The sequence below is a fragment of the Streptomyces sp. T028 genome (assembly GCF_048159505.1).
GTDB lineage: Bacteria > Actinomycetota > Actinomycetes > Streptomycetales > Streptomycetaceae > Streptomyces.
Genome location: NZ_JBLRVZ010000052.1, coordinates 145,836 through 168,958 on the forward strand (window position 1 = coordinate 145,836; position 23,123 = coordinate 168,958).

The 23,123-nt window shown below is 72.5% G+C and carries 22 protein-coding genes and 1 pseudogene; 10 read left to right on the top strand and 13 right to left on the bottom strand.

Features of this window, described 5'->3' with window-relative positions:
- The 4 genes from ACLZN2_RS41255 to ACLZN2_RS41270 are packed head-to-tail and all read right to left on the bottom strand — an operon-like array spanning position 1 to position 3,497.
- Entirely contained in the window at positions 1 to 981 is a 981-nt protein-coding gene (locus ACLZN2_RS41255) for a cyclase family protein (RefSeq protein WP_416984845.1), read from the bottom strand.
- Complete coding sequence (locus ACLZN2_RS41260; protein WP_416984846.1) at positions 978 to 2,030, bottom strand: amidohydrolase family protein; 1,053 nt, start codon at positions 2,028 to 2,030, stop codon at positions 978 to 980. Before ACLZN2_RS41260 ends, ACLZN2_RS41255 begins: the two co-directional genes overlap by 4 nt.
- A complete protein-coding gene (locus tag ACLZN2_RS41265; RefSeq protein WP_416984847.1) occupies positions 2,027 to 3,151 on the bottom strand; it encodes an FAD-dependent monooxygenase in 1,125 nt (374 codons plus the stop codon). The genes ACLZN2_RS41260 and ACLZN2_RS41265 overlap by 4 nt, the downstream gene beginning before the upstream one ends.
- A gap of 40 nt (positions 3,152 to 3,191) precedes the next feature.
- A complete protein-coding gene (locus ACLZN2_RS41270) occupies positions 3,192 to 3,497 on the bottom strand; it encodes an antibiotic biosynthesis monooxygenase family protein (RefSeq protein ID WP_416984848.1) in 306 nt (101 codons plus the stop codon).
- A gap of 264 nt (positions 3,498 to 3,761) precedes the next feature.
- Here ACLZN2_RS41270 and ACLZN2_RS41275 point away from each other — a divergent pair, with 264 nt between their 5' ends.
- The 5 genes from ACLZN2_RS41275 to ACLZN2_RS41295 all read left to right on the top strand — a co-directional run bounded on the left by ACLZN2_RS41275 (position 3,762) and on the right by ACLZN2_RS41295 (position 9,960).
- Positions 3,762 to 4,754 carry a fumarylacetoacetate hydrolase family protein gene (locus tag ACLZN2_RS41275; protein ID WP_416984849.1) on the top strand — a complete coding sequence of 331 codons (993 nt, stop codon included), beginning with the start codon at positions 3,762 to 3,764 and terminating at the stop codon, positions 4,752 to 4,754.
- Positions 4,751 to 5,686 (top strand): VOC family protein, encoded by a 936-nt coding sequence (locus ACLZN2_RS41280; RefSeq protein WP_416984851.1) that lies wholly within the window; start codon positions 4,751 to 4,753, stop codon positions 5,684 to 5,686. Before ACLZN2_RS41275 ends, ACLZN2_RS41280 begins: the two co-directional genes overlap by 4 nt.
- Before the next feature lie 39 nt (positions 5,687 to 5,725).
- Complete coding sequence (hisD, locus tag ACLZN2_RS41285) at positions 5,726 to 7,027, top strand: histidinol dehydrogenase (RefSeq protein WP_416984852.1); 1,302 nt, start codon at positions 5,726 to 5,728, stop codon at positions 7,025 to 7,027.
- The gene (locus ACLZN2_RS41290) at positions 7,024 to 7,794 is read left to right on the top strand and encodes an SDR family NAD(P)-dependent oxidoreductase (protein WP_416984853.1); all 771 of its coding nucleotides are present in this window, start codon (positions 7,024 to 7,026) and stop codon (positions 7,792 to 7,794) included. Before hisD ends, ACLZN2_RS41290 begins: the two co-directional genes overlap by 4 nt.
- 264 nt (positions 7,795 to 8,058) lie before the next feature.
- The gene (locus tag ACLZN2_RS41295; RefSeq protein ID WP_416984854.1) at positions 8,059 to 9,960 is read left to right on the top strand and encodes a hypothetical protein; all 1,902 of its coding nucleotides are present in this window, start codon (positions 8,059 to 8,061) and stop codon (positions 9,958 to 9,960) included.
- A 16-nt stretch (positions 9,961 to 9,976) separates the two neighbouring features.
- Here ACLZN2_RS41295 and ACLZN2_RS41300 read toward each other — a convergent pair whose 3' ends face one another.
- Positions 9,977 to 10,384, bottom strand: coding sequence for a nuclear transport factor 2 family protein (locus tag ACLZN2_RS41300; protein WP_416984855.1), 408 nt, complete (start codon positions 10,382 to 10,384; stop codon positions 9,977 to 9,979).
- Positions 10,385 to 10,478: 94 nt separating this feature from the next.
- Here ACLZN2_RS41300 and ACLZN2_RS41305 point away from each other — a divergent pair, with 94 nt between their 5' ends.
- Positions 10,479 to 11,204, top strand: coding sequence for a class I SAM-dependent methyltransferase (locus tag ACLZN2_RS41305; protein WP_416984857.1), 726 nt, complete (start codon positions 10,479 to 10,481; stop codon positions 11,202 to 11,204).
- Positions 11,205 to 11,436: 232 nt separating this feature from the next.
- Here the strand turns inward: ACLZN2_RS41305 and ACLZN2_RS41310 are convergent, their stop codons facing one another.
- The 5 genes from ACLZN2_RS41310 to ACLZN2_RS41330 all read right to left on the bottom strand — a co-directional run bounded on the left by ACLZN2_RS41310 (position 11,437) and on the right by ACLZN2_RS41330 (position 15,866).
- Positions 11,437 to 12,603, bottom strand: coding sequence for a serine hydrolase domain-containing protein (locus tag ACLZN2_RS41310; RefSeq protein ID WP_416984859.1), 1,167 nt, complete (start codon positions 12,601 to 12,603; stop codon positions 11,437 to 11,439).
- 101 nt (positions 12,604 to 12,704) lie between these two features.
- A complete protein-coding gene (locus ACLZN2_RS41315) occupies positions 12,705 to 13,673 on the bottom strand; it encodes an acetylxylan esterase (protein ID WP_416984861.1) in 969 nt (322 codons plus the stop codon).
- A 98-nt stretch (positions 13,674 to 13,771) separates the two neighbouring features.
- A complete protein-coding gene (locus ACLZN2_RS41320) occupies positions 13,772 to 14,359 on the bottom strand; it encodes a hypothetical protein (protein WP_416984862.1) in 588 nt (195 codons plus the stop codon).
- A 108-nt stretch (positions 14,360 to 14,467) separates the two neighbouring features.
- The gene (locus ACLZN2_RS41325; protein ID WP_416984863.1) at positions 14,468 to 15,268 is read right to left on the bottom strand and encodes a ferredoxin reductase; all 801 of its coding nucleotides are present in this window, start codon (positions 15,266 to 15,268) and stop codon (positions 14,468 to 14,470) included.
- On the bottom strand, positions 15,261 to 15,866 hold the full coding sequence (locus ACLZN2_RS41330) for a sulfite oxidase-like oxidoreductase (protein ID WP_416984865.1): 606 nt from the start codon (positions 15,864 to 15,866) through the stop codon (positions 15,261 to 15,263). The genes ACLZN2_RS41325 and ACLZN2_RS41330 overlap by 8 nt, the downstream gene beginning before the upstream one ends.
- A 169-nt stretch (positions 15,867 to 16,035) precedes the next feature.
- Here ACLZN2_RS41330 and ACLZN2_RS41335 point away from each other — a divergent pair, with 169 nt between their 5' ends.
- Both ACLZN2_RS41335 and ACLZN2_RS41340 read left to right on the top strand, forming a co-directional pair.
- The gene (locus tag ACLZN2_RS41335; protein WP_416984891.1) at positions 16,036 to 16,962 is read left to right on the top strand and encodes an NADP-dependent oxidoreductase; all 927 of its coding nucleotides are present in this window, start codon (positions 16,036 to 16,038) and stop codon (positions 16,960 to 16,962) included.
- Positions 16,959 to 17,660, top strand: coding sequence for a GNAT family N-acetyltransferase (locus ACLZN2_RS41340; RefSeq protein ID WP_416984866.1), 702 nt, complete (start codon positions 16,959 to 16,961; stop codon positions 17,658 to 17,660). The genes ACLZN2_RS41335 and ACLZN2_RS41340 overlap by 4 nt, the downstream gene beginning before the upstream one ends.
- A gap of 8 nt (positions 17,661 to 17,668) precedes the next feature.
- Here ACLZN2_RS41340 and ACLZN2_RS41345 read toward each other — a convergent pair whose 3' ends face one another.
- Positions 17,669 to 18,451 (bottom strand): hypothetical protein, encoded by a 783-nt coding sequence (locus ACLZN2_RS41345; protein ID WP_416984868.1) that lies wholly within the window; start codon positions 18,449 to 18,451, stop codon positions 17,669 to 17,671.
- Between the two features lie 228 nt (positions 18,452 to 18,679).
- Here ACLZN2_RS41345 and ACLZN2_RS41350 point away from each other — a divergent pair, with 228 nt between their 5' ends.
- Positions 18,680 to 19,492: a putative protein N(5)-glutamine methyltransferase gene (locus ACLZN2_RS41350; protein WP_416984869.1), complete on the top strand. Its 813-nt coding sequence runs from the start codon at positions 18,680 to 18,682 to the stop codon at positions 19,490 to 19,492.
- Here ACLZN2_RS41350 and ACLZN2_RS41355 read toward each other — a convergent pair.
- Both ACLZN2_RS41355 and ACLZN2_RS41360 read right to left on the bottom strand, forming a co-directional pair.
- Entirely contained in the window at positions 19,485 to 20,189 is a 705-nt protein-coding gene (locus ACLZN2_RS41355) for a hypothetical protein (protein WP_416984870.1), read from the bottom strand. The genes ACLZN2_RS41350 and ACLZN2_RS41355 overlap by 8 nt on opposite strands.
- A gap of 163 nt (positions 20,190 to 20,352) precedes the next feature.
- A pseudogene (locus ACLZN2_RS41360) lies at positions 20,353 to 22,415 on the bottom strand (SpoIIE family protein phosphatase).
- Positions 22,416 to 22,650: 235 nt separating this feature from the next.
- Between ACLZN2_RS41360 and ACLZN2_RS41365 the strand changes: the two are divergent.
- Entirely contained in the window at positions 22,651 to 23,019 is a 369-nt protein-coding gene (locus tag ACLZN2_RS41365) for a hypothetical protein (RefSeq protein WP_416984871.1), read from the top strand.
- The last annotated feature ends 104 nt before the right edge of the window (positions 23,020 to 23,123 follow it).

The following is a 23,123-nucleotide window of genomic DNA, read 5'->3' on the forward strand; positions in this document are numbered from 1 at the left end:
TCACTTGATCGCGATCGGGTTGACGGGGGCGCCGACCGCGCCGGTCACCGGAAGCGGTGCCGCGACCAGCAGGAACTCGTACACGCCGTCGGCCGCGCAGTCCTCCGCGAGAGCCTCCAGGTCCCACATCTCACCCAGCGGCAGGCCCATGTTGGGGATCGCGATCTGGTGCAGCGGGGACATCGCCGGCTCGGCGAACTCGTACGGCCGTACCTCCAGGCCCCAGGTGTCGGAGGCGATGGCGGCCAGCTCGGTGCGGTGCAGCCAGCCCAGCGAGGTGAACGAGAGGCCGGGCGCGTCACCGGCCGCGTAGGTGCCCCACTCGCCCAGCCGGCGCACCCGGCCCAGCTGCCCGGTCCGCAGGAGGACGAGATCGCCGCGCCGTACGGTCGAGGTCGCGCCCTGCGCCTCGATCGTGGCCCGCAGGTGCTCCTCCTTGACGGGGAAGCCGTCGGGGAGTTCACCGTGCTCGTCGCCGACCGCACGGCCCACGTCGAGCAGGACGCCCCGCCCGGTGAACGCGTCCCGCATGTGCTCGATGCCGGTGACCGAGTCCCCGTCGCCGTTGACGATGGTGCACGGACGGCCGTTCCACGCCTGCTTGTTGTCGTAGATGTGGCCGAGTCCGTCCCACTGCGTGGAGGCCTGCAACGGCATCACCACATGGTCGTCGGCCCCGCCGAACCCGTGCGGGAAGCCCTGGGTGCCCGCCGCCGCGTCCGAACCGGTGTCCTTCATGTAGTGCACCGGGTTGATCCGGCCCCGGAAACCGCGCTGCGGCCCCGAGTCGTTGAACTCCAGCGAGAGGGAGAAGGAACGCCCCCGCCGGACCAGTCCGGCCGCGTGGGCGCGGATCGCGTCGTCGATGAAGTTGAGCGTGCCCAGCACGTCGTCCTCGCCCCAGCGGCCCCAGTTGCGGTAGGCGGCACGGGCCTTGGCGAGCTCCTCCTCGACGGGACCGAGGGTACGGCCGGAGGTCATCGGGTACGTCCTTTCAGCAGCAGGTGGAGAGCGTTGCCGCCCGCGACGGCGGCCCGGTCGGCCGGGGCCAGACCGGCGGCGTCCAGCCGGGCCAGCGGGTCGTCGACGCCCATGTCGAAGGGGTGGTCCGTACCGAGCACGACCCGGTCCGCACCCACCTCCTCCACCAGATGGCGCAGCGCGCGCGGGGTGTAGACGAGCGAGTCGAACCACATGCGCCGCAGATAGGCGCTCGGCGGCTCGGCACAGCCGCGCGCGTCGTCCCGCACCCGCCAGGCGTGGTCGGAGCGTCCGATGTACGTCGGCAGATAGCCGCCCCCGTGCGCCGCCACCAGCTTCAGCCGGGGGAAGCGGTCCAGCACACCGGTGAAGATCAGATGGGAGAGGGCCACCGTCGTCTCCACCGGCTGCCCGACCGTGTTGCCCAGGTAGCGCGTGGCGAGCCGCTCGCCCAGCGAGCACCCCCACGGGTGCACGAACACGACGGCCCCGAGGTCCTCGGCCGCCTCCCACACCGGGTCGTGCGTCGGGTCGGCGAGCTCCCGTCCGTCGACGTTCGTGGAGACACTGACACCGTGCAGGCCGCACTCGGTGACCGCTCGCTCCAGCGCCGTCACCGCCAGGTCCGGGTGCTGGAGCGGGACCGTGCCGAGCCCGTACAGCCGCCGAGGCTCCTCGGCGCAGTGGGCGGCGACGGCCTCGTTGACGGTACGGGTGAGACGTACGGCACTCGCCCGGGCCGTCCAGTAGTGGTGCATCGGCATCGGACCCACCACCTGCACGTCGACACCCATCGCGTCCAGGTCGGCCAGCCGCGCCGACACCTTGGTCAACCTGGGCTGGAGCCGGTCCAGTTGGGCCCGGTTGACCGCCATGGAGGCGGGGGAGTGGGCGCGCTGCTCGGCGGCCAGCTCGGCGGCGAACCCGGGCGCGCCCGCGACGAGGGCGGCGGCCGCGGGGACGGCGAGATGGCCGTGGAAGTCGACGACGGGGGTGCCGGACGGGTTCCCGTCGGTTTCCGGGGCGCCCCGGGTCTCCGGCGGGCTCACGCGGCCGCCGTCAGGTTGTGCAGCGTCTCCGACATGATCCGGGCCGGGTCGGCGCCGGGCGTGCCCGGGTGGATCTCCCACTCGGCCAGTTGGAGGGAGTTCTCCAGCACCATCCGCACCCGCGGCAGCCGCCGGGCCATGAAGTGCTCCAGCGACTTCTCCAGGGGCTCGTCGCCGGTCACCAGCTCGGCCAGCAGCACCGCGTCCTCCATGCACATGGCGGCGCCCTGGGCGATCAGCGGGGGACAGGCGTGCGCGGCGTCGCCGATCACCGTCGCCCGGCCCCGGTACCAGGGCTCGTCGACCAGCACCGCCTCGATCCACCGGTAGTCGACCGCCGTGTCGTCGGGCAGTGCGGCGAGGATCCCGCCCCAGGTGCCGCCGTAGCCGGCGCCGCGCTCGCGGAGCAGGGCCAGCGGGGCGCGCGGGCCGATCAGCGCGGCGTCCAAGTTCTCGTCGAGGAGGTAGGCGTAGCACTGGTCGGCGGAGATCGGGCTGTAGCCGGCCTTGAAGCGGGGGCCGCCGTAGTAGACCTCGGCGCAGTCCATCTCGGCGGGCCGCTCGGCCACCACCCGGAAGATCGACATGCCGACGGGGCGGGGCCGCTGGGGCAGGCCGATCAGGGCGCGGGTGGCCGAGTTGATGCCGTCGGCGCCCACGAGAAGGTCGTAACGGCCGGTGGTGCCGTCGGAGAACGTCACGTCCACATGGTCGGCGGACTGGTCCAGACGTTCGACGCTCAGTCCGAGACGGACGGTGACGCCGTGCGCGTACACCGCGTCGCACAGCGCGTTCTGCAGGTCCGAGCGGAGCGCGCCCGCGGTGGAGGGCAGGTCGGGGCCGCCGGTGTGCGGGGTGGCGAGTTCGGTGATCAGACCGCCGTCGGCCCGGCGCAGCCGCATGACGTCGAAGGGCACCGCCCGGGCCAGCACCCGGTCCAGCACCCCCACGCGGCGCAGTGCCTTCAGGGCGTTGCCCTGGATGGTGATGCCGTGGCCCACTCCGTACCACTGGGGCGAGATCTCGACGAGCTCCACCTCGACCCCGCGCTGGGCGAGCGCGAGACACAGCACGCTTCCGGTGATGCCGCCGCCGACGACGAGCACCTTCTGAACGGGCATGGGCGATCCTTGCGAAAGTAGAAAAGACGACAGTGGGGGGTCAGCCGGAGAAACGCGGGCCCGACTCGTGGTAGTGCTCGACGGCCGGCGGGGCGGCGAAGAACGGCCCGACCAGGGCCCGCCAGCGGCCGAACCGTTCCGACTCCCGGAAGCCGACCGTGTGCGCCTCGACCGACTCCCAGCCGACCAGCAGCAGAAAGGTCCGGGGCCGCTCCTCGCCGCGCAGCAGCTCGGCCCAGCGGAACCCGTCCGCCTCGGCGAGCACCTCACGAGCCTTGCCGAAGACCTCCTCGAACTCCGCTTCCCGGCCTTCCTCGACGGTCAGCTCGGCATGCTCGACAACCACGGCGTACTCCTCGGTTCGGGGTGGCTCCGAGCCTGATCGGCGGTACGTGCAGGGTCAACGGATCGAGTCATCGGCAAGGGGGACGTCATCCATTCCGGACGGCGATGGCGGCCGTACGGAGCAACCGCACATCGCCGCAGGCAGGGGCGGGGGCAGGACCGGGAACCGCGGGCGATGGCAGCCATCGCGGATGCCCATTTCCGCCGTACGCCCCAGGTGCCTAGCGTCGATGGCGAGCCCCCACCCGTACGAGGAGAGCCGCCCGTGCACCCACCTTCCCCCTCCCATGCCGGCCCCTTCGCGCTCGGCACCTTCAGCGGCGGCGCGGCCGCCTTCCCCGGTCTGGTCACGGGCGCGCGGGTCCGTGACCTCTCCGACCTGGTGCCGTCGGTGCGCACCCTGGTCGAGGACTGGGACGCCTGGCTGCCCCGCCTCCACGAGCTGGCCGACGAGGCCGATGGGACCGACGAGGCCGGCGGGACCCACGGCACCTGGCACGACCTGGCCGAGCTGAGGGTCCTCGCCCCGATCGAGCCCGGCCAGATCCTGCAGAGCGGCGCCAACTACCGCAAGCACGTGGTCGACCTGGTCGCCGCCGAGAAGGAGAGCGTGCACGGCGCGACCCCCGAGGAGGCCCGCGCGGACGCCGAGAAGATGATGGACGAGCGGATCCGCAGCGGCGTCCCCTACGTCTTCCTGGGCTCCCCGCGCGCGATGTGCGGTCCCTACGACGACGTCGTCCTGCCCGAGCTCGGCGAACAGCACGACTGGGAGCTGGAACTCGCCCTCGTCATCGGGAAGCCGGGCAGGAACATCCCGGCCGAGGAGGCGATGTCGTACGTCGCCGCCTACACGATCTGCAACGACCTCACCACCCGCGACCGCCTCTACCGGCCCGACCTGAAGGCCATCGGCACCGACTGGTTCACCGCCAAGAACGCCGACACCTTCCTGCCGACCGGCCCCTTCCTCGTCCCGGCCGCCTTCGCCGGCGATCCGGACGACCTGCGGATCACCCTCAGGCACAACGGCGTCGTCCGCCAGGACGAGTCGACGAAGGACATGATCTTCGGCATCCCACGCCTGATCGCGTACGTCTCCACGACCACCACCCTGCACCCCGGCGACCTGCTGCTCACCGGCTCCCCGGCCGGGAACGGCGCCCACTGGGGTGTCTTCCTCAACCCCGGTGACGTGCTGGAGGCGGAGATCACGGGCCTGGGCCACCAGCGCAACAACGTCAGGAGCGCCCCGTGACCTTCCGACCCATCAGCCATCTGCGCCATGTCGACCTGGCCGTACCCGACTTCGAGAAGCAGCGCGCCTTCTACGGCACCACCTGGGGCCTGACCGAGATCGCGAACGACAGCGGCCTCGCCTTCTTCGCCGCCGAGGGCAGCCCCGAGCACTACGTCGTCCGGATCCGCGAGGACGAGCGCAAGCGCATGGACCTGGTGGCCTTCGGCGCGGTCTCGGCGGCGGCCGTCGACGAACTGGCGCTGCGGCTCGGGCAGGCGGGAGTTCAACTCGTCCATGAGCCACGGGCGTTGGACACCCCGGGCGGCGGCTACGGCATCCGGTTCTTCGACCCCGACGGCCGTGTGGTGGAGGTGTCGGCCGACGTCGCCACCCGCACCCACCGCAAGATCGAGGAACGCGAGGCGATCCCGGTGCGCCTGTCGCACTGCGTGATCAACTCCCGTGACCCGGAAGGCCTCAGGGACTTCTACGTGAAGCACCTCGGCTTCCGGCTCACCGACACCCTGTACTCCACGCACATGGGCGACCTCATGTACTTCCTGCGGTGCAGCCCCCTGCACCACTCCTTCGCCATCGCGCGCGGACCCCATGTCTCCCTGCACCACGCCTCGTTCGAGATGCGGGGCGTCGAGGAGTACATGCGCGGCACCGGACGTGCGCTCCGCGCCGGGACCCGGCTCACATGGGGTCCGGGCCGGCATCTCGCGGGCGACAACACCTTCTCGTACTTCCATGACCCGCACGGCAACACCGTGGAGTACACCACCGAACTCGCCGTCCTCGAAGAGGACCTGTGGCACCCCGGCCGCCACGACGTCGACGACCCGATCACCCAGGACCAGTGGGGGACCGCCGACCCGATGAGCGAGTCGGTCGCCAAGGAGCAGTTCAACGACCCCGACGTGCTCTTCGAAGCCCCGCCCGTCTGAGCCGGACTCCCAAGAACTCCCCTGAGAAAGGCCGCAGTTGTGGCAGAGATCCTGAAGAACGCCGTACCGAGGGCCGAGGTCACCGCCTCCCTGGAGCAGGTGCGGACGACCGTGGCCGGCGTCATCGCCGACATCCGCGCACGGGGCGACGACGCCGTGCGCGCCTACTCCGAGAAGTTCGACGACTGGAGCCCGGACTCCTTCCGCCTCTCCGACGAGGAGATCGAGAAGATCGTCGCCTCGGTGCCCCGGCAGGTCATCGACGACATCCGCTTCGTCCAGGACCAGGTACGCGGCTTCGCCCGCCGGCAGCTCGACTCCCTCGGCGAGTTCGAGGTGGAGACCCTGCCCGGGGTGAGGCTGGGCCAGAAGCACATCCCCGTGCAGGCCGCGGGCGCCTACATCCCCGGCGGCCGTTACCCGCTGACGGCCTCCGCCCACATGACCATCGTCACCGCCAAGGTGGCCGGCGTGCCGAGGGTCGTCGCCTGCACCCCGCCCATCCGGGGAGAGATACCGGCCGCGACCGTCGCCGCCATGCATCTCGCGGGCGCCGACGAGATCTGGCTGCTCGGCGGCGTCCAGGCGGTCGCCGCGATGGCCGTCGGCACGGACACCATGAGCCCGGTGAACCTGATCGCAGGACCCGGCAACGCCTATGTCGCCGAGGCCAAGCGCCAGCTCTTCGGCGGGATCGGCATCGACCTGTTCGCCGGGCCGACGGAGATCCTCGTCCTAGCCGACGACGCCGCGGACCCCTTCGTGTGCGCCGTCGACCTGCTCTCCCAGGCCGAGCACGGCCCCGACTCGCCCGCCGTCCTCATCACCACCTCCCGCGAGGTCGCCGAGAAGACCATCGCCGAGGTCGAACGACTGCTGCCCGGCATGCCGACCCGGGACTTCGCGGAGCCCGCCTGGCGCGACCACGGTCAGGTGCACGTCGTCGACACGATCGACGAACTGTACGCGCTGGCCGACGAGTTCGCCTTCGAGCACGTCGAGGTGCTCACCCGGGAACCGCGCCTGGCCCTGGAGCGGATGACCCAGTACGGTGCCCTGTTCCTCGGCGAGGGCACCTGCGTCTCCTTCGGCGACAAGGTGATCGGCACCAACCACGTCCTGCCGACCCGCGGTGCCGCCCGCTACACCGGCGGCCTGTGGGTGGGGAAGTACCTCAAGACGGTCACCTACCAGGAGGTCACCGACACCGGGTCCCAGGCGCTGCTGGGCCGGCTGTGCGGCCGGGCGTCCCGGGTGGAGCTGTTCGAGGGGCACGCGCGTTCCGGTGACGTACGCGCTGCGAAGGCCGCGGGCGACGAGCTGCCCTGGAACACCGCGTGAGGCTCGACGGGCGTACGGCGCTGGTCACTGGCGGTGGCGGCCCGCTGGGGCGGGCTTTCGCGCTCGCCCTGGCGGCGGCCGGGGCGCGGGTGATCCTCGTCGGCCGTAACGAACGGGCGCTGGCGGAGGCGGCGGCCCGGGTGGAGAAGGAGGGCGGCACCACCCGTACGGCGGTCTGTGACGTCTCCGACCCCGAGTCGGTGCGTGCGCTCGCGGCCGAACTCGCCGACGAAGACGTGTCGTTGCTCGTCAACAACGCCGGAGTCGCGGGACCGGTCAAGCCGTTGGTGGACATCGAACCCGACGAGTGGGACGACGTGTTCGCCGCCAACGTCCGCGGGGTCTATCTGATGTGCCGGGCCTTCCTCCCGCCGATGCTGGCGGCAGGCCGCGGTGACGTCGTCAACGTGGCCTCCGTGAGCGGCAAACGCCCGCTGCTCAACCGCACCCCGTACACGGCCTCCAAGATGGCCCTGCTCGGCCTGACCCGCACCCTGGCGGGGGAGGTCGGCCCGCGCGGTGTCGCGGTCAACTCCCTCTCCCCGGGGCCGGTCCGGGGACCCCGCATGGACCGCAACTTCCGCCTCACCGCAGAACTGACCGGCTGCACGGTCGAGGAGGCGGAACGGGACTTCGCGTCCCGTGCCGCGCTGGGCCGGCTGGTCGAGGAGGACGAGGTCGCCCGGGCCCTGGTGGCCATGCTGGCGATGCCGGGGCTGTGCGGCGCCGACATCGACCTGTCGGCGGGGATGATCGCACCGGCGTGAACGAGGGGACGCTGAAGGGGGCGGTGTCACACCGCCCCCTTCGTGCTTCTGCCACGCTGTGTGATCCCTGTCAACCCATGCGCACGATCCAAGGCATCGGGTTCCGGGATGTGTGTGTGCCAAGCCTATTCGCCTATTTCCAGGGCTGATTCACTCCCTCGTACGCACCCCAGGTGCCCCACGCGGAACCGTTGCTGCCCCCTGTCCGGCGGCCGGTTCGTCACATCGCGTGACGGTGTACTCGAATCCGTGGAAAGGCAAGTCATGACGCTGATGACCCGACGCTCCCTCCTGATCGCCGGCACCGCCACGGCCGGCGCCCTGCTGGTGCCCGTCGGCTCGGTGCAGGCCGCGCCGGTGACGTCGGCGCGGCAGCTGACGGTGGGCTCCGGCGAGACCTACGAGGTCACCGCGACCACCCGGCTGAACCGGCTGACCCTGGCCGAGGGCGGCACGCTCACCGCCCCCGGGGGATACAGCCTCACCCTGACCGTCGACGGCGTCGAGACAGGCCAGCAGCTCACCGCCACCGGCGGCACCGCCACCGTCGTGCGGCCCGGCACCTACCGCGGTGACGTCGTGCTGACCGTGGCGGCCGCGAACGACATCACCTACGAGACCCTCACCTTCCCGTTCCGGCAGGCGGTGTACGTCGACGCCGACGGTGTCGTGACAGACAAGTCGGTGCCGGCCGCCGTGCTCGGCGGGAAGCTCACCGACACCCTCGCCCGCGACGTGTCGATCACCTCGACGGGGGAGTGCTTCGACGGCGTCTTCGTGCAGGACGGCACCTACACGCTCCAGCGGCCCACCATCTCCCTGACGGGCAACGGCCGGTGCGACTTCGCCGGGTACGGCGCGGCCGTCGTCGGCGACGGCTCCGCCACCACCCTCGTCGTCGAGGGCGCCCGCATCAGCACCAAGGGTGTGGTGCGCACGGCGGTCATCTCCAACGACGGCGCCAACGTCGTCGTCAAGGACTCCTGCCTGCGCACCCGCAACGGCACCCTGCCCGACGACTACGAGGCCACCGTCGAGACCCCGTACATGCAGTCCGTGCCGTGGATGCTGGGCCTGGACGGCAACGTCCGCGCCACCAACCTCATCGGGAAGAACAGCAGGGCCACCTACCTCGACTCCACGGTGTTCTCGGAGACCTGGGGCGCCCTGTCCGTCGAGGGCGGCAGCGGGCTGAAGCTGACGGCGATCAACAGCCATGTCGGCAACACCGGGGAGTACGGCTACGGCACCTACGCCATCGGCGACGCGACCGTGCGCGTGCTCGGCTCCCGCTTCGACGTCGGCAGCTACGCCACGATCATCGCGGGCCCCGCGGCCGTCGTGCACTACGGCGACAGCACCCGCGACGCCGTCGCCGCGCTCAACACCGAGCTCGAACTCGGTCTGTCCGCAGCCGAGCTGAAGGCGCTGCCGGTCCGCAACACGGTCGTGAACTCGGGCCACTTCGGCTACATGTTCTTCGGCGCCGGCACCCTCACGCTCGACGGCGGAACCGTCATCAACTCCGAGCGCGCCACCTTCCTCAACAAGGGCCAGCAGACCGCCATCACCGTCGACGGCTCGGGCGGCGCCCGCCTCAACCCGCGCGACGGCGTCATCCTGCAGATGATCGAGCTGGACGACCCGGGCCCGGTCAGGGTCGACGGCAGGATGATGAACGTCGGCGTCTACACCGAGCCGACCACCGACCCGACCAAGGACTCCACCTTCGACGTCACCGCCGTCCACTCCACCGACGGCGCCGCCACCTTCACCGACATCGAGCTGAAGGGCGACTTCTACAACGGCATGCGCAAGGGCAAGAACATGGTCCTCACCTTCGACAACGCCACCGTCGAAGGCGTGATCTCGGCGACGACGGCCAGGCACCGGGTGTCGACCATCGACGCGTCCACCTTCTACGAGCTCGGCATCGTCACCAACACCGCCCAGGCCGCCGTCAACAACGGCGCGATCGTCACGCTGGACAGCGGCTCCACCTGGACGGTCACCGGCACCTCGTACCTGACCTCCCTCACCCTCGCCTCCGACGCGGCCGTGAAGGCGCCGAGCGGCAAGGCGGTGACCCTGACCGTGGACGGCACGGCCACCGCGATCACCGCCGGCAGCACCTACACCGGCGCGCTCGCCCTCACGGTCGCCTGACCCGCGCGGTGACCGGTCAGGGGGCGGAGGCCGACCGGGCCTCCGCCTCCTTCACGATCTCGTCGAACCGCGCGCCCATCGCCGCGGCGAGCGCCTGCGCGCCCGACAACGGCCGCACCATGACGGTGAGTTCGTCGATCAGCCCCTCCTCGTTCAGATGGATGAAGTCGCAGCCGGTGAGCCGCTTGTCGCCCACCCGCGCGGAGAACACCAGCGCCTGGTCGCGCCCCTCGCCCCCGGCGAGCTCACGCTCGTACCGGAAGTCCTCAAAGACCTGCGAGACCGCGCGCAGGATCGCGGCGGTGATGGCCTTGCCCGGGTACGGCTTGAAGACGACGGGGCTGGTGAAGACCACGTCCTCGGCCAGCAGCGCCTCGACGGCCCCGAGATCGCCGGCCTCGACCGCCTCACGGAACGCGCGCATCGGATCACCTCACAGACAGAGTCACTGAGTCGTCATCGAGTCATACAGGATGCTCGCTGCTCATCGGGTGCCGGGCCGCCGTAGGCTGAGGGCGATGTTCAGTCCCGAAGGCCCCAGTCTGCGCGAGCTCGCCGTCCAGGCCCTGTCGTCCGTCGAGCGCGGCTACGACCTCCTCGCGCCCAAGTTCGACCACACGCCCTTCCGTACCCCGGACTCCGTGCTGTCCGCCGTGACCGCCGCCCTCAAGGAGTCCGGCCCCTACGACGACGGCCTCGACCTGTGCTGCGGCACGGGCGCCGGGATGGACGTCCTCACGGCCGTCTGCTCGCGCAGCGCGACCGGGGTCGACTTCAGCGCGGGCATGCTCGCCGAGGCTCGCGGCCGTACACCGGAGACGGGAGCGCGGGTGTCCTGGGTGCGCGCGGACGTCCGCGCCCTGCCCTTCACGGCCGCCTTCGACCTCGTCGTCAGCTTCGGCGCGTTCGGCCACTTCCTGCCCCGCGAGCTGCCGGGCCTGTTCGCACAGGTGCACGGGGTGCTGCGGCCCGGCGGCTGCTTCGCGTTCCCCGTACTCGCCCCGCCCCGGCCCTCGGACCTCGCCTTCTGGATGCTGCTCGGCTTCGACGCCGTGATGCGGGTGCGCAACGCCGTGTGGCGGCCGCCGTTCGTGATGTACTACCGCGCCTTCCGGCTCGGCGAGGTACGCCGGGAACTGGAGCGCGCCGGGTTCCGCGTGGACCTCCGCGCGCTGCCGGAGTTCGGCACGAGGAGCGACGGAAGCCCACGGGTCCGTGTGGTCGAGGCCCGACGGGTGCGGTGACCTCAGAGCCCGTGTCATATCCCCGGCCGGGCGCGCGACGCCTGGCACTCCCCCAGAGGGGGGAGGACCCCCACCCCCAGAGGGGGCACCCCCACCCCCGGAGGGGGACCCCCAGCGGCGTTGCCGAAACGCCCACGTGGCTCCTCCCCCACGCTCGGCTTCGCTCGCGCGGGAGGGGCCCCCATGACGCCGCGCGCTGATCCGGCCGGGGATATGACACAGGCTCTCAGCGTCACAGGGCGCTGTACAGGGCGTCGACCAGGGCCATCTTGCGCGGGTCGTCCGCGATCTTCGGCCCCATCCGGTTCATCACGTACCCCAGCGACACCCCGGCCTCCGGGTCGGCGAGTCCGCAGGAGCCGCCGAAGCCGTCGTGGCCGACCGCGCGCGGATTGGGCCCGTAGGAGCCGCCGGCGCCGCTGAGCCACAGCCCCAGCGCGACCTCCGTCTCGTGCCCGAGCCCGACGCCCAGCACCAGGTCCCGGCAGGCCCCCTGCCCCTCGCGCACCCGCTCGGCGGCCTCGGGGGAGAGCACGCGGTGACCGCCGTAGGAGCCGCACCCTGCCACGACACCGTAGAGCGCGGCGACCGCGCGGGCCGTGCCGTGGCCGTTCGCCGCCGGGATCTCCGCGGCCCGCCACCCGGGCGAGTTGGCCTCGGCGGCGCCGACCATCGGATTGGCCAGGGCGGCGATCGCCGCCGGCGCCAACTGGGCGAAGACAGCGGCTTGTTCACTCGCCGACGAGGCCTGCGGAGGCACCAGCTCGGCGACCCGCCCGGTCTCCTTCTCCGGCAGCCCGATGGTGAAGTCGATCCCGAGCGGCCCGGTCACCTCCCGCTCCAGGAACGCCCCCGGCAGCAGCCCCGACACCCGCCGTACGACCTCCCCGACCAGGACGCCGTACGTGAACGCGTGATAGCCGGACCGGGTGCCCGGCTCCCACCAGGGCTCCATCGCCGCGAGGCGCGCGGTGGTCACCTCCCAGTCGTAGAACTCCTCCAGCGAGTGCGGCTCACGCAGCCCGGACAGCCCCGCCCGGTGCGACAGCAGATGCCGTACGAGCACGTTCTCCTTGCCCGCCGCCGCGAACTCCGGCCAGTACACGGCGACCGGGGCGTCCAGATCGAGCAGTCCCCGGTCGGCCAGGATGTGGGCGCACAGCGCGGTGGGGCCCTTCGTCGTCGACCAGACGTTGACCAGCGTGTCCCGCTCCCACGCGCGCGTGCGCGCCGCGTCGGCCCAGCCGCCCCACAGGTCCACCACCGTCACGCCGTCGACCGTGACGGCCACCGCGGCGCCCAGCTCGTCCCGGTCCCGGAAGTTCTCCTCGAACGCCGTGCGCACCGCCGCGAAGCGCGCGTCGCAGAGGCCGTGAACCTGTGGCACGTGCTCGGACATGGGTCCTCCGTGGTCCGCCGGAACCCCGGACCGCGACCCTGCGGCCCGGGCTCCCCGAACATACCGACTGGTCGGACTGGAGGGAAGGGCTGTGCGTGGCCTCAGACGTACGAGCGCAGCCAGTTCACCTTGGCCGCCTCCTGGTAGGGGCCGCCGCCCTCGTGGTCGTTGAAGTCGTACACCTCGATCGCCTTGTCCTCCCGCCCCCAGGCGTTGAACGCGGCGAACACCGTCGACGGCGGGCAGGTCTGGTCCTCCAGCGCCGCCGAGAACAGGGCGGGCGCGGTACCGCGCGCGGCGAAGTGGACGCCGTCGAAGTAGGACAGGGTGCGCAGCGCGTCCTGGGTGCGGCCGCGGTGCGTCTTGAGGAACAGGCCGATCTCACGGTACGGGTGACGGTCCGTCAGCGTCGCCGCGCGCGGGAAGTCGCACAGGAACGGCACGTCCGGCGCGACCGCCACCAGATCCGGTACGAGACCGCCGACCGCGATCGTGATCCCGCCGCCCTGGCTCGCCCCCAGCGCCACGGTCCGGCTCGCGTCGGTCAGCGGGTGCGAGCGGGCCGCCTCCACCGCGCGCACCGCGTCCGTGTACACCCGGCGGTAGTAGTAGTTCTCCGGCGCGTCGATGCCCCGGGTCATGAATCCGGGGTACGAGGGCGCGCCGCCCACCGGGTCGGCGGTGCCACCGCCGCCGCCCCAGGCGCTGCCCTGGCCCCGGGTGTCCATGACGAAGTGGGCGCGGCCGGTCGACGCCCACAGCAGGTTCTCGTGCGGCAGACCGCGCCCGCCGCCGTACCCGATGAACTCCACGACCAGCGGCAGCGGCCCCTCGGCGGCGGCCGGCACCTTCAGCCAGCCCTTCACCGGGTGCCCGCCGTACCCCGCGAACGTCACGTCGTACACGTCGACCGTCGCCAGGCCCGCCTCGACCCGCTCGAAACGCGCGTCCAGGTCGTGCACGCGGGCCTCCTGCAGCGTCTTGGACCAGAAGGCGTCGAAGTCCTGCGGCTCGGCGGACTCACTGCGGTACTCGTGGAGCTCCTCGAGGGACAGGTCGAACAGGGCCATGAAGGACCGCCTTTTGTTAAGTGGCCATACGAATGATCACACCGTACGTACCCCTCAGGAGCCCTCGCCAGACCGCGTCGGCGGACCCGGAGATGTCCTCAGGCCGGCCTGCGCCGGGTCCACTCCGGTTCCGTGCGCGCCCACTCCCGGTCCCACTCGTCGAGCCGGTGCCGCATCGCCACCCGGCGGATCACGGCGTGGCCGAGGAGCACCAGGGCGGCGGTCCCGCCGGCCCCGCAGACCCCCACGGTGAGCGCGTGCTGCCAGACCGCCGAACCGCCCGGCGGCGGTGGAACGGTCCGGCCCCGCGCGTCGAACCACACGTCCACCAGGTCCCCCTTGTGCGTGCCCTCCGGCACCCGCGCCTCGGCCGTCCGCGCCTTCTCACCGGGCGGGGTCCAGCGCACGGTCACCCGGTACGTCCGCTCCCGCACACCGTCCGCCGAGGGCAGGCCCTCGGGCACCCGCCCGACGACCTCCGCCTGCACCCGGTGACGCTCGGCCCGCTGCTGGACCGCGACCGTCTGCGCGTCGTCGTGGGCCCACCGGCCGGCGACCGTCCCGGCCAGCGGCACGGCGACCAGCAGCAGTACGGCGACGATCAGCGCCGTCCACGCCTCCACGACGTCCGACCGGCGGCGCAACGGGTTCTTCCGCCACCGCCAGCCACGGATCCGGGTTCGCATGTCGACCTCCTCGCCGTCACGCGAGTGCCCACATGAAAGTGGTACCCCCATTGGAGTACATCCGCGACCCGGAGCCGGATGCGCGGCGGTACCGTACCGCCGCGCGGCTCAGCCGAACCGTTCGATCCGGATGCGGTCCACCGGCTGCCCGGCCGCCACCAGCAGCCGCGACGCGTGCTCGGCGAAGGCGTTCGACCCGCACACGTACGCCTCCCAGCCGTCGGCCGGGCCCTCCTCGAACACCGGCCGCAGATGAGCGGCGCCGAGCCGTCCCACGGGCCCGCCCCCCGGAGCGCTCCGGGTGAAGACGGGCGTGGTCTCCACGCCGTACTCACGCGCGTAGATCAGCTCCTCGGGGCCGCGCGCGGACACCAGCAGCCGCAGCGGCACGTCCAGGGCGCGCGCCCGGTGATGCCGGACCATCGACATCAGCGGTACGACCCCGGAGCCCGCGCCGACCAGCAGCGCGGGCCGGTCGCCGGGCCAGGCGAAGAAGCCGCTGAGCGGACCGCGCACCTCGACCTGGTCACCGGGCCGCGCGACCGTGTGGAACCAGCCCGAGACCTCGCCGCCCTCGACATGGTCCAGGGTCAGTTCGATGTGTCCGCCGCCGTCCGGCGCGTCGTCGGGCGCGGAGGCGATCGAGTAGTGGCGCTGGGCGGTGTAGCCGTCGTCGGCGGTCAGCCGCAGCATCAGGTGCTGGCCCGGCAGATGCCCCGCCCAGGCCGGCACCGCGAACCGGAAGGTCGCCGCGTGCGGGGTCTCGCGGCGGATCTCGGTGAGCGTCGCCGTCTGCCACACGGCGGCGGCCCGGCTGCTCACCGCGATCCGGCCGGGCACGGCGAACCGGGTCGGGGGAGTGAAGGAAGCCGCGGGAGCGAAGAAAGGGGAAGCGGCGGTCTCAGTCACCGGAATACCTCTGCTCCTCCCAGGGGTTGCCCCGCTCGTGATAGCCGTTCTGCTCCCAGAACCCCGGCTCGTCATGGTCGAGCAGCCTGAGGCCCGCGATCCACTTGGCGCTCTTCCAGAAGTACAGATGCGGCACCAGCAGCCGTGCCGGGCCCCCGTGTTCCGCGGCCAGCGGCCTGCCGTCGTACTCCCAGGCGATCCAGGCGCGCCCCCCGATGAGGTCGGCGAGCGGCAGGTTCGTGGTGTACCCGGTGTGCGAGTAGGCGACGGCGTGCGTGGCGGACGCGTGCGAACCCACGACGTCGAGGAAGGCGTCCAGCGACACACCCCCGAACCGCACCCCGAACTTCGACCAGCTGGTCACACAGTGGATGTCACCCTCGTAGACCGACGCCGGCAGCGCGTGCGCCTCGTCCCAGTCCCAGGTCCGGGGCTCCCGGACCAGCCCGTCGATCCGGAAGGTCCAGTCGGCGGGGGAGAGGTCGGGCGTGACCTCGGCGGAGAGCACGGGCCAGTCGTCACCCGCGTCGTACTGACCCGGCGGAAGGCCGGGGTTGTCGACACGGGCGCGCCCGGTGAAGCCTCGGGTGACGTTCATGCGTCAACCGTACGCTGTCGTCGCGGATGCTCCGTCCCAGGTCAACGCCCCGATCATGACGGCCGCATGAACTCTGCGCGGCCCCGGGAATAGCCGCCGGGCGTCGGTCCTTGGCGATCGGTGCCGGGGCCGGTGCTCCGGACGCAGCGCAAGGAGAGTGAGGAAGAAGATGCCCAAGGCGTACGTCTTCACGCGGTACGGCGGCCCGGAGACCGAGGCGTTCGTGGACGTGGACCGGCCGAGCCCCGGCCCCGGGGAGGTGCTCGTGGCGGTGCGCGCGGCCGGGGTGAACCCCGTCGACTGGAAGCTGCGCCAGGGCTACCGGCGCCCCGGCGACAGCGCCGAGCGCGTGTTCCCCTCGGTGCTGGGCAACGAGGTGGCCGGCGTGGTCGAGGAGACCGGCGAGGGCGTCACCGGTTTCGCGCCCGGCGACGAGGTGTTCGGCACCGCCGTGGCGGGCGGCTACGCCGAGTACGCGCTGCTCGCGGCCGGCATCACCGCGCACAAGCCAGCCGCCCTGTCCTTCGCGGCCGCGGCCACCCTTCCCGTCGCGGCCGCGACCGCCTACGACGGCGTCCACCAGCTCGGCCTGCCCGCCGGAGCGACGCTGCTGGTGACGGGCGCGGGCGGCGGGGTCGGCGTGGCGGCGGTCCAGATCGCCCGCGCCCTCGGCGTGCGGGTCGTCGGCGTCGCGAGCGAGGGCAAGAAGGCCTTCCTGGAGTCGCTGGGCGTGGTCCACGTCCCCTCGGGCCCCGGCTGGGACGAGCGCGTCCGGGCCGCCGCCCCCGAAGGCGTCGACGGGGTCTACGACCTCGTCGGCGGCGAGGTGCTGCACTCGGCGGCCGGCCTGGTGAAGGATCCCGCGAAGCTGATCACCGCCGGAGCGCCGGCCGAGGAGGTCGCGGCGCTGGGCGGCGCCCGGGTGCTACGGGCCCGCGACGCGGACGTCCTGCGGGCCGTCGCCGACCTGGTTCTCGCCGGTGACCTGGACCCGCACATCACCGGGACGTTCCCGCTGGAGCGGGCCGACGAGGCCCTGCGCGAGGTCGAGAGCGGCCACGCGCGGGGCAAGACAGTGATCGAGGTGGCCGGATGAGCGAGCACGTCCTGGACAACCCCGCGCTCGCCTCCCTCACCGGCCCGCACGCACACTTCGCCGAGCGCCGGGGCCGCGTGCTGCGCTACCCGGTCGACGTCTCTCCCTGGCTGGCCCTGCCGGACGAGCCGGACGCCGACGACTGGGCGGACCTCGCGGCTCTCGCCGGACCCGGTGCGGAGGTGCCGCTGCCCGGTTTCCGGGGTGAGGTGCCCGAGGGCTGGGAGGTCACCTTCCGGGTGGAGGGCGTGCAGTTCGTGGACGACGGACTCGCGGCGGCACCCGAGCCCGACGCCGTCCGCCTCGGTCCCGCCGATGTCCCCGAGATGCTCGACCTGGTCGCCCGCACCCAGCCCGGACCGTTCGAGCGGCGGACCGTCGAACTCGGCACCTACCTCGGCATCCGCCGGGACGGGGCCCTGATCGCCATGGCGGGCGAGCGCCTCCGCCCGCCGGGCTGGACCGAGATCAGCGCGGTCTGCACCGACCCCGCCCATCGCGGCGAGGGCCTCGCCACCCGGTTGATCCTCGCCGTCGCCCACGGCATCCGCGAACGCGGCGAGACCCCCTTTCTGCACACCGGCGCCGGTAACACCGACGCGATCCGCCTCTACGAGTCCCTGGGCTTCCGGCCGCGCCGCAGAACGGCGTTCCTGGCGGCCCGGACACCGGAACGGCCGGGGGCACTGGTGACGTAGGCGGGTGATCAGCCGTGCGCCCGGCGGACCGTGATCTCGTACTGGTCGACCGCTCCCTCCCAGCGGGCGACAAGCGTGCCGCCGGTCTCTTCTTCGTCCTCTGCGTCCTCCATGAGGCAGAGGGCCAGGCCGTCGGACTCCGGGTCGCAGAACGCGGCCAGGTAGTCGCGCAGCCCGTCGTCCCGGACGGCGGCGACCCGCTCGTGCGCATCCTCGGCGACCTCGTCGGCGGCGTCACCGAGGCCGGCGGGCACGTCGTGCGGTCCGGTCGCGGCGTGCAGACCGGTGGCCGCCCGCAGGGCGTCGAGGAGCGTGTCGCCGGAGGCTATCCGAGCCTGGCACACCGTCCATGCCGCACCGGGCAGCCCCGGGGCGGCGAGATCGACGCCGTGCCGGCCGGCGAGCCGCCCCAGTTCGGCGCCGGACAGCACGTCCTCGTGGACCGGGGTCAGCGCGGCGAGCTCCTCGGCGAGACCGGCGGGGAACGCGGCCGGGTCCACCGTGAACAGCGACCGGCTCGCGTCGAAGACCAGGACCGTTTCGTCGAGCTCGCCGGGCGGTGTCAGCAGCAGATGGTCCAGGCGCACGGGCTCCTCACCGGCCAGTGCCGCCCGGTCCACCCAGGCCGGTTCCCGGTCCATCTCGCTCTCGGCGAGGAAGTTGCCCGTGTAGTACGCGCCATAGGGGACGTCCGGGTACGTGGAGAGCGGACGGCCGACGACCTCGCCGAAGGCCTGGGCGAGGGTGTCCGGCCAGGCGTCGGCGAGCTGGGTCGGCTGGGTGTCGGACATGGGTGAACTCCCGGGCGGTGGTGCAAGAGTGACGTACAGGAAGAAGTGAACCGCACGGCACTGACAATCCGGCCCCGGCCCGTCACCCCGCGGGCGCGGCGGGCGGAGACCGTCATTCCCCGCCGGGTGCTAGGGTGATCGACCGGCCGTGGACGTCATGGCCCGTGCGACGCGAGGAGGTGAGACCGATTACCGCCGTTCGTTTCCCCGAAAGGTGCTCGGCTTTCCATGTCTCCTTCCTCGTCTCCTTCCTCACCGTCCGCTCCGTCCTCCTCCCGTGACGCCGTCGTCGCCGCGCTGCGCGCCGCCGGGTGCGTCTTCGCCGAGGACGAGGCGGAACTGATCCTCTCCACCGCCCGTACGCCCGGCGAACGCGCTGCCATGGTGGCCCGCCGAGCGGCCGGTCACCCGCTCGAACTCGTCGTCGGCTGGGCCGAGTTCCGCGGTCTGCGCATCACCGTCGAACCCGGTGTCTTCGTGCCCCGCCGCCGTACCGAGTTCCTCGTCGAGCAGGCCCTCGCGCACGCCCCGCACGCGTCCGTCGTCGTGGACCTGTGCTGCGGCTCGGGCGCGGTCGGCGCGGCCCTCGCCGCGGCGCTGGGCCGGGTGGAACTGCACGCGGCCGACATCGACCCGGTGGCCGTGCGCTGCGCCCGCGCCAACGTCGCCGCCCACGGCGGTCGCGCCCATCAGGGCGATCTGTTCGAGGCGCTCCCCGGCCGACTGCGGGGCCGGGTGGAGATCCTGGCCGCCAACGTGCCGTACGTCCCCACCGACGAGGTCCCCCTGCTGCCGGCGGAGGCCCGCGACCACGAGCCGCGTACCGCTCTCGACGGCGGCGGCGACGGACTCGACGTGCTGCGCAGGGTCGCCGCCGAGGCGCCCGCGTGGCTCGCGCCCGGCGGGATCCTCCTCGTCGAGACCAGCGAGCGACAGGCCCCGGCCGCCGTCGAGGCCTTCACCCGCGCCGGTCTGACGGCCTGTCCCGCCGAGGACGAGGAGCGCCACGCCCACGTCGTGACGGGAACCAGGGTCAGGTAGCGGCGCCGCTGCCCGTGGGGCTCGGGGAGTCGTCGTCCCCGCGGCTCCACGGGCCGTGCCCCGGGAAGCCGCCGCGCCGGTCGTCCTTGTCCGGGCCCCTTCCGCGGAAGTCGCTGAAGTCGCCGGAGAAGACCCGGGTCGCCGTGTACGTGTCGCCGGAGCGGGAGCCGGCGACGACCACCGTGTCGCCCTTCTTCAGCGCGGACGCCCCGGAGCCGGAGTCGCCGTCGGCGCGCACGGTGGCGTCCGCGCCGACCGTCCACGTCCACGAGGTGCCGTCCTCGCTCTTCACCGTGACCCGGTCGCCGTCCACCTTCTCGACCGTGCCGCGCTGCCAGACCCGTACGACCCACTTGCCGGTGTCACGGTCCTTCACGGTCGCCTCGCCGTGCGCCGCGTCGCCGCCGACCCCGAAGCCGAACCAGGGGCCGCCGTGGCCGTGCCGGCCGTCGGGGCCCTCCGACCGCGACGAGGCCGACGGGGACGCCGAGGGCGAGCCGCCGGACGAGCCGCCCGAGGTCGCCGCGTAGGCCACCGTGCCGCCGAGGGCCAGGACCGCGACGGTCGTGGCCGCGATCACCGCCCGCCCGCGCACCGACCGGCGCCGCCATCGCGCGTGCAGCGATCCCGGCTCGCGCTCCTCACCGCCCGGCCCCGAGAGCACCTCGACCTCTTCCGGCTGCTCATGCTCCTGCATCACGGCTCACCTTCCTCGGCCCGGTCGGCGGGCACGGCTGGCATTCCTCACTGTGATTGTCGGATCAATGCGGTAAGGAAGCAGTAATAAATGCCTGTGAATCGGGCTGCCGGGCCGGTGAACCGGGCCGATCGCAGTGTCCATCGCGTGGTCCATCGCGTCGTCAATCGCGTGCTCGGGCCACCAGAAGCGCCACGTCGTCGTGGTTGTCGGGATGGTGGAGCGCGGTCAGCAGGTGGTCGCAGAGCTCCTCCAGCGGGCGCGAGGGATCGTCCAGCAGCGCGAGCAGCGCGTCCAGGCGCTCGTCGAGGGAGTGCACCCGGGTCTCCACCAGGCCATCGGTGTACAGCACCAGCTGGTCGCCGGGCGCGAGGGCGACGTCGGTCGTCGAGAAGGCCACCCCGCCCACGCCCAGTGGCGCGCCCGTGGGAAGGTCGAGCAGCTCCGGGGGCAGTCCCGGGCGTACCCGGGCCGGCGGCAGATGGCCGGCGTTGGCGATACGGCATCGGCCCGGCCGGGGGTCGTGGACGGCGTACACACAGGTCGCGATGGAGTGGTCCAGGCCCTGGGTGATGCGGTCGAGGTGCTCCAGGAGCACGGCAGGGTCGAGGTCGAGGGAGGCCAGGGTGGTCGTCGCGGTGCGCAGCCGGCCCATGGTGGCGGCGGCGTCGATGCCGCTGCCCATCACATCGCCGACCACGAGCGCCGTCTTGTCGTCCGCCAGCGGGATGACGTCGAACCAGTCGCCGCCGACCTCGATCGTGGCGCCCGCCGGCTGGTAGCGGGAGGCGACCTCCAGGCCGCCGGTGACCGGCGGATGGCTGGGCAACAGGCTGCGCTGGAGGGTGACGGCGGTCGTGCGGGCGTTCTGGTACCAGCGGGCGTTGTCGATCTGCACGGCCGCGCGGGCCGCGAGTTCCCGGGCGAGCAGCAGGTCGTCCCGGCCGAACGGCAGCGGGTTGTGGATCCGCTTGAGGTCCAGAGCGCCGAGCACCTCGCCCCGGGCGATGAGCGGGACGGCGAGATAGGAGTGCACTCCGGCCCGGGCCAGCAGCTCGGCCGCCTCGGGGGAGGGCGCGATATGGGGGAGGTCCTCGTCCGCGACCTGTGTCACCAGGACCGGCCGCCCGGTGCGTACGCACTCCGTGACCAGCTGGTCGGGGGCGTAGTGGACCACCTGTCCGGCAGGCTCGGCGGCCCGCAGCGCGTCCGGCCCGTCGACGGCCAGGGCCGCGAGGGAGCGGATCGCTGCCGCCTCGGTGGGCCGCAGGCTGGAGTGCCGGCCCGCCACGACGTCGTCGAGCAGGTCCACCGAGGCCGCGTCCGCCAGCTCCGGCACGGCGACCTCGGCCAGTTCGCGGGCGGTGCGTTCCAGGTCCAGGGTGGTGCCGATCCGGGCCGAGGCGTCGGCGATCACGGCCAGCCGGCGCCGGGCCGCCTCGGCCTCCAGGCCCGCCCGGTACTGGTCGGTGACGTCGATGACCGAGGCCGCCACGCCGAGGACCGTGCCGCGCGAGTCCTCCAGCCGGTACAGCGAGATCGACCAGGCGTGATCCTGGTCCGGGTCGGCCTGCGTACGACCCACGGTGGACGGTCGATGAGGGGCTCCCCGCTGCGCAGCACCGCGCGCACCGCCGCCTCCAGGGCGTCCGCGTCCGCCGAGGGCAGCACCTCGCGGAGCCGGCGGCCGACGTGGTCCTCGGGAGGCAGGCCGTTCATCCGGGCCAGCGCCGGGTTGACCGAGACGAAGCGCAGATCGGGGTCCACCACGGCCAGGCCGATGGGGGACTGCGCGACCATGCGGGTGGACAGCGCCACGTCCCGCTCCAGTCGGCGCACCGTCGACTGGTCCGCGGCGAGCCCGAGGGCGTAGACGGTGCCCTGGTCGTTGACCAGCCGCATGTTGCGGAACTCCACCATCCGGGTGGAGCCGTCCTTGCAGCGGATGGGGAACGCCCCCGCCCAGCTCTGGCCGGTCGCCATGACATCGGCGAAGAGTTTGACGACCAGGTCGACATGGCGTTCGTGGATCATCACCTGGGCCGCGTACTGGCCCAGCGCCTCGTCCGCCGTGTAGCCGAACAGCTCCTCGGCCTGCGGGCTCCACAGCACGATGCGTCCCTTGGTGTCGAGCACCACCGAGGCCACGTTCAGTACGTCCAGCAGCCCGCTGGGCAGGGCCGGGGCGCCGCCCGCGGCGGTGGACGATCCGGCTGCCGCACTCATGCCACGCACCGCCTCCGCGCGTCCGCGTATCGCCGAGGCACGTTCTCCCCCCGTGCCGACTCCCCTGTTCCACCGCGCTCAATCCTTTTCACCCGGCCCCGTTCGCCGGGTGTGGCGGGGCCGGGCGCTGGTCCCGCCCGGAAAGTGGTGCTTTTCTGGGGTTGTGGCGCGGTACGCGGGGAGGCCGTATCACTGTGCGGCTCCGCCGCGCGACCGTACGAGAGGAGCGATCACGATGGACCGTGAGCGTCTGCACGAGGAGCCCGTCTCGCTCGAGATCAGCGGATGCAGCAAGGAGGACGCGCGGATCGTGTTCGACACGCTGTGCGCCTGCTTCGAGTCCGACCGGGGCCCCGACGAGGTGCCGCAGCAGCTCCACGAGACCCGGCCGATGGTGTGGCTGGGCACGTTCGAGGTCACCGAGGCCCACGAGTGCCCGCCGCCCGCCCGGCTGTCCGCCTCCGTCGAGGCCGACGCGCAGGGCGGCTACTGGGCGATCGAGCGGCTGCGCTCCACCCTCGACTCGCTGTTCGCGGTGCGCGACCTCACGTCGGCCTCCGGGGACCAGGAACGCGAACTGCACGTCCTCCTCGAAAGCAGGTGAGTGCCGCACATCACCCCTGACGTCGTTTTCCAGTTTTGCAACTAGTTGCATAAACCGTGTGCGGTCCTCTAGAACTGGAGGTGAACACCGCCGCGCACGGAGGC

Coding starts and splice junctions, on each gene's coding strand:
- ACLZN2_RS41340 (WP_416984866.1), top strand. CDS start 16,959: ATGAGCGAGCACGTCCTGGACAACCCCGCGCTCGCCTCCCTCACCGGC.
- ACLZN2_RS41365 (WP_416984871.1), top strand. CDS start 22,651: ATGGACCGTGAGCGTCTGCACGAGGAGCCCGTCTCGCTCGAGATCAGC.
- ACLZN2_RS41265 (WP_416984847.1), bottom strand. CDS start 3,151: ATGCCCGTTCAGAAGGTGCTCGTCGTCGGCGGCGGCATCACCGGAAGC.
- ACLZN2_RS41305 (WP_416984857.1), top strand. CDS start 10,479: ATGTTCAGTCCCGAAGGCCCCAGTCTGCGCGAGCTCGCCGTCCAGGCC.
- ACLZN2_RS41320 (WP_416984862.1), bottom strand. CDS start 14,359: ATGCGAACCCGGATCCGTGGCTGGCGGTGGCGGAAGAACCCGTTGCGC.
- ACLZN2_RS41295 (WP_416984854.1), top strand. CDS start 8,059: ATGACGCTGATGACCCGACGCTCCCTCCTGATCGCCGGCACCGCCACG.
- ACLZN2_RS41255 (WP_416984845.1), bottom strand. CDS start 981: ATGACCTCCGGCCGTACCCTCGGTCCCGTCGAGGAGGAGCTCGCCAAG.
- ACLZN2_RS41345 (WP_416984868.1), bottom strand. CDS start 18,451: ATGTCCGACACCCAGCCGACCCAGCTCGCCGACGCCTGGCCGGACACC.
- ACLZN2_RS41315 (WP_416984861.1), bottom strand. CDS start 13,673: ATGGCCCTGTTCGACCTGTCCCTCGAGGAGCTCCACGAGTACCGCAGT.
- ACLZN2_RS41355 (WP_416984870.1), bottom strand. CDS start 20,189: ATGCAGGAGCATGAGCAGCCGGAAGAGGTCGAGGTGCTCTCGGGGCCG.
- ACLZN2_RS41300 (WP_416984855.1), bottom strand. CDS start 10,384: ATGCGCGCGTTCCGTGAGGCGGTCGAGGCCGGCGATCTCGGGGCCGTC.
- ACLZN2_RS41335 (WP_416984891.1), top strand. CDS start 16,036: ATGCCCAAGGCGTACGTCTTCACGCGGTACGGCGGCCCGGAGACCGAG.
- ACLZN2_RS41310 (WP_416984859.1), bottom strand. CDS start 12,603: ATGTCCGAGCACGTGCCACAGGTTCACGGCCTCTGCGACGCGCGCTTC.
- ACLZN2_RS41350 (WP_416984869.1), top strand. CDS start 18,680: ATGTCTCCTTCCTCGTCTCCTTCCTCACCGTCCGCTCCGTCCTCCTCC.
- ACLZN2_RS41330 (WP_416984865.1), bottom strand. CDS start 15,866: ATGAACGTCACCCGAGGCTTCACCGGGCGCGCCCGTGTCGACAACCCC.